Consider the following 5020-nt stretch of genomic DNA (forward strand, 5'->3'; position numbering starts at 1 on the left):
AGCCGAAGCAGAAAACTCCTTCCACCGACCCGCATCACTTCCCCTCGCAGGTACAGACTTCAGCGTACACTCCGCGCTCACCCTATCAGCACGCCGGCGAGGGAGGTCGGGCACCGCCCCCCCGTGCACCTTTCACCCCTCACTCGGTAAAATCACTGTATCATTACTTTCACATCTCATCTCTATATTCAGGATATTCACCTATGAACGCAATCTTGATCTGTAATGTCGGTGGGCGCGACGTCGTAAGTAAGGCCTTCCCAAAAGACAACATCGGCGAACGGACATGGGCAGAGACCGTTCTGGCCCGCTATCACGAGCTGTACGCCACGTTGCGGTTGCCCATCATCGGCAAAGCCCTGCAATACCTGGCCGAACGTCAAATAGCTCTTGATCACGTGATTCTGATCGCATCCGATCAACCTCCACCGCCTGACGGTAATGATCAATTCTGGTCGAGCGACACCATCCACTCGGCAGCGATCATTCGTCGTCTGCTCAGTGAGGGGCACACGCCCTATCCAGCACTACCAACTGAGCAAATCACCATCTGGACTATTCGCGACGAGCGTGACCGAGGCTGTGATCCATCAGATTACGACCTGACTCTGCGCTTCCTTGAACGTCAGTTGACCAAATTACAGTACCAATACCCTCAACACACTGCTTTCTTAGAGGTGACTGGCGGCACACCGGCAATGACAACCGGTCTACTGATTGCCGGCACCGAAGTGTTTGGCAGTCGCGCCGAGGTTCTTTCCATTCACCCCGCACAGGAAATACCGATTGCCCTCAATACCGGCAAACGATTGCTGGCAACGCCACTCCGTGCTACCCTGCGCTCAAACGCAGCGACTTACGCCTACGCTGCTGCTGCCCGTACCTTCCTCGAACAAGAGGCGATTATTACCGACCGTCTTGATCCGAAGGCGGCCAGCCTGATTGACCCTTTACTCGACTACGCTCATTACCGCTTCAATTTTGACTTTGCCAATGCCCGCAAAGCACTGGCAAAAATCGATCATGCTGGCCCATGGCAAACTGAACTAGCTACCCTGCAAGCCCAGGTCGTCAGTCCTGACCGCCGCTCGCTTCTGGCTGAAGTCGTGCACGGCGCTGCTGCCCGCTACGAGATCGGCCTCTACGCAGATTTTCTCGTTCAGGTCGTGCGGTTTGAAGAGAATCTGCTCCGCTATCTCTGTCTATTACAAGGCGCTGAATTCCGCAATCGACGGGGGAGCTCTGACCCTGACGGCCCCTACCTTGCCCGCGAATGGCTGCAACAACAGCCGTTCACGCTGTCTCGTGACCGTGACCCGCGACGCGATTTGCCTGCCGACCGCTCGGTTTTGCGGGAACTAATCGGCCAGCTTCTTTATCCACCTGATCACTACCAACAAGCATTGCTCCAGGCGATTGATAGGCTCGGCGAGCTGGTTAAACGACGGAACGAACTGACCCATCATCTGGAAGGCGTACAGAAGATTGGGTTAGCGCGGGCCTTCGCCGGACAGCAGGCCAGTTCGACCGCTGCCGACCAGATCGTACCGCATCTACAACATCTCTACGAAGCGGTCTGTAAGCAACCACTGCCACCATCACCGTACCAACAGATCAATCACCTCCTCGAGCGCTTGCTGCAAAGTAAAGAGTGAAAGCTGAGAGCCGAACCCGAAAAAATCCTGTTGCAGGAATTGCCCCCTCCCTCCGCTTGCGGGAGGTAACAATTGCCTTATCAGTTTGTATTGCATATACTGTATACTCGTAACACTGATGTGGTACCTTAACAACAACATAACTCTATCGATGAGGGATTCACAATGCCACAGGCTATCGTCTTCACCATTCGGCCGCTTGCCACCGCACAGGTGGCCGGTCATCTCAATCGGGCAGCCCATGCCGCCATTCTTCGCCTCATTCAGCGCGCCGATCCGGCATTGGCTGCCCGCATCCACGACGACAACGGACGTAAACCGCTTACCGTCTCAAATGTCTGGGAACTCAGCGGCGAACCACAGGTGACCGTTGATCCTGAGCGGAACTACCACCTGCGGGTAACCCTCCTCAGCCCCGAACTCGAACACATCGCCGCCAGATGGACACCGGCTGCACTTGAGCCACTCGACCTCGATGGCGTTCCCTGGCGGATCATCGCTCGTGCCGACCGCAACACCGACCATGCGTGGGCCGGAAGCGCCACCTATCAAGAGCTGGCCATGCCACTTCTTAGTCGTCCTGACCATCTTCCTACCGTCTGGACATTTCAATTCGCATCGCCGACTACCTTTCGCCAGCGTGGGATCAACGTTCCTATTCCTCTACCAGACCTGGTCTTCGGCAGCTTGCTCGACCAGTGGAATGCCTCATCGGAGCTGGCTTTACCAGAGGAAGTACGCCGATACGCCGCTGAATGCCTGGTCATCAACCGTTATGAGCTACGCAGTGTCGCCAGTCCAACCAGCGGTGGCGTCATTCAAATCGGCGCTGTTGGGCGATGCAGTTTTCGCAGCATCAACCACGACCGCTACTGGCGAGCCTGCATCGACGTCCTGGCCCGCTTTGCCTTTTACAGTGGCATCGGCGCCGGTACCACCCGTGGCTTTGGACAGGCCCGTCTCCTCACCAAACCAACTGACCAGCACTACCGTGAGGCGAACAACGATGGCGACACTCTATCTGATTGAACAAGGCGCAGAAATCGGCTGTGACGGCGAACGGATCATCATTCGTCGTACCGGTGAAACCATCGGCAGTGTGCCGCTCGTCAAAATCGAAGACATTGTCATCTTCGGCAACATCGGCATCAGCACACCGGCGATCAAACGACTGCTAGATCGCGGTATTGAAGTAACCTTCATGACGGTAGATGGAGCTTACCAGGGGCGGTTGATCGGGCAGACCACTGCCCACGTTGCATTGCGCCAGGCCCAATACGCTTACGCAGCCGACAGCGCACGATCGCTCAGACTTGCGCAGAGCTTCGTTGAAGGCAAACTCCGCAATCAGCGCGTACTTCTGCAACGCTTCAGCCGCAACCGCGCCTCACCACCACCGGAAGCTATTGCCGCGGCTGACGACCTCAACGCCTACATCAAGCGTGTTGGCCGCACCACTCGTCACAGTGCGCTTCTCGGTGTGGAGGGCAGCGCTACTGCCCGTTACTTCGCCGGCTTACGCAGTCTAATCGGGCCAGAATGGAATTTCCGCAGCCGGCAGCGGCGCCCGCCACCCGATCCGGTCAACCTATTGCTGTCCTTCGGCTACACACTTCTCGCCCACAAAGTTCTCGGCGCCGTGCAGGCAGCCGGGTTCGATCCCTACCTGGGATTCCTGCACAGCCTCGACTACGGACGGCCCTCGCTGGCCCTCGACCTCATGGAAGAGTTCCGGCCACTGCTTGTCGACTCACTGGTCGTGCGCGTCTGCAACGACGGTCGCCTCCGACCCGAACACTTTCAGCCTGGCGACGAAACTCGTCCGGTGATCATCACCGATGAAGGCAAACGCGCTTTTCTCACCGCCTTTGAAGAGCGGATGCACACCGAAGCCACCCATCCCGAAGGCGCTGACAGCGGACCAGGAAAAGTCCCCTACAGTCGCTGCATCATCTTACAGGCCCGTCGCCTGGCCCGCGTCATTCGCGGCCAGCAAGAGCACTACGAACCATTCACAGCGCGCTAAGCGACGGAGGAGCGACCTAATGTTCTACCTCATCAGCTACGACATTAGCATCGACCAACGGCGGCTCAAAGTTGCCCGCCTGCTTGAAGGCTACGGCCAGCGCGTCCTGGAGAGCGTCTTTGAATGCGACCTCGAACCGGCAGCGTACCGTCAGCTCCGTCAGAAACTCAACCGCCTCATCAAAACAGACGAAGGCGACCGCCTACGCATCTACCAACTCTGCAACGCCTGTCGGTACCACATCGAAGTCATCGGCGAGGGGCCACCGCCAGAGACGAGTCCAGACATCTACATCTTCTAAGCGCAGGGCAAAGCTCCGGCACACAAACGGCGCGGAATTGCATCAGAACGCAGAAAAACGGCACTTTTCCATTTGCCAACCTATGAAAACTTTTTACACATTCACGTCAGCAGACACTCACCGCGCAAATAGCCCAATAGAGCCGCTTGCGAAGCGGTCGCAGATGTGGTATCTTCAAAAAACCAAAATCCCCGCGAGGGGATTGAAATTCTCAACGAACCCTACGCCGCAGCCGCGCTGCTACTCAAAAAGCTTCAAAAAACCAAAATCCCCGCGAGGGGATTGAAATGCGACAATCTCTGCCGCGTTCGCCAACTCTAACCGCGACGCCGCAGCTTCAAAAAACCAAAATCCCCGCGAGGGGATTGAAATGTACTACGCGATGGTCGAGCGGGCCGGTTTCACCGTTGCGTTCAGCTTCAAAAAACCAAAATCCCCGCGAGGGGATTGAAATTGATCAAACAACATCGGCGCGCCGACGGCGCGTATCTGCTTCAAAAAACCAAAATCCCCGCGAGGGGATTGAAATTTACTTCTTCTGGAAATGTGCATTGCACATCTTCAAATGACAACTTCAAAAAACCAAAATCCCCGCGAGGGGATTGAAATCCGACAGCACCAGCAGCAACCAATCGAACATCGCTAGAAACTTCAAAAAACCAAAATCCCCGCGAGGGGATTGAAATTCCGGCAGGGGATTCTGCGCGCCCATGCGTGGGATCATCTTCAAAAAACCAAAATCCCCGCGAGGGGATTGAAATCCATACGCGCTGCATCAGCGCTGGGGTCACCAGCGTCGCTTCAAAAAACCAAAATCCCCGCGAGGGGATTGAAATGAAAGTGTTGTCGCGTTGATGCCTACACCGTCAGAAGTATTAATTACTTCAAAAAACCAAAATCCCCGCGAGGGGATTGAAATGATGGTGCGTGATGAGATTAATAGTTTAACGCGCCTAGCGCTTCAAAAAACCAAAATCCCCGCGAGGGGATTGAAATCCACGCCAATCTGCGTTCGACGAAATACCGATGCAACATCCC

At 55.8% G+C, this 5020-nt stretch carries 4 protein-coding genes and 1 CRISPR repeat array; all 4 genes read left to right on the forward strand.

Translation table 11 applies throughout. From position 1 onward, the window contains the following. The first annotated feature begins 203 nt into the window (after positions 1 to 203). The 4 genes from JE47_RS0119385 to cas2 all read left to right on the forward strand — a co-directional run bounded on the left by JE47_RS0119385 (position 204) and on the right by cas2 (position 3982). Entirely contained in the window at positions 204 to 1655 is a 1452-nt protein-coding gene (locus JE47_RS0119385) for a hypothetical protein (protein WP_031461330.1), read from the forward strand. A 165-nt stretch (positions 1656 to 1820) separates the two neighbouring features. Further along, positions 1821 to 2684, forward strand: a complete 864-nt coding sequence (cas6, locus tag JE47_RS0119390) for a CRISPR-associated endoribonuclease Cas6 (RefSeq protein WP_031461331.1) — start codon at positions 1821 to 1823, stop codon at positions 2682 to 2684. Beyond that, the gene (gene cas1 / locus JE47_RS0119395) at positions 2662 to 3681 is read left to right on the forward strand and encodes a CRISPR-associated endonuclease Cas1 (protein ID WP_031461332.1); all 1020 of its coding nucleotides are present in this window, start codon (positions 2662 to 2664) and stop codon (positions 3679 to 3681) included. The genes cas6 and cas1 overlap by 23 nt, the downstream gene beginning before the upstream one ends. A 19-nt stretch (positions 3682 to 3700) precedes the next feature. Then, positions 3701 to 3982, forward strand: coding sequence for a CRISPR-associated endonuclease Cas2 (cas2, locus tag JE47_RS0119400; RefSeq protein WP_031461333.1), 282 nt, complete (start codon positions 3701 to 3703; stop codon positions 3980 to 3982). A gap of 172 nt (positions 3983 to 4154) precedes the next feature. Further along, positions 4155 to 4978: a CRISPR direct-repeat array (repeat unit 37 nt; unit sequence CTTCAAAAAACCAAAATCCCCGCGAGGGGATTGAAAT). Positions 4979 to 5020 lie beyond the last annotated feature (42 nt).

Source organism: Chloroflexus sp. MS-G, assembly GCF_000735195.1.
Taxonomy (GTDB): domain Bacteria; phylum Chloroflexota; class Chloroflexia; order Chloroflexales; family Chloroflexaceae; genus Chloroflexus.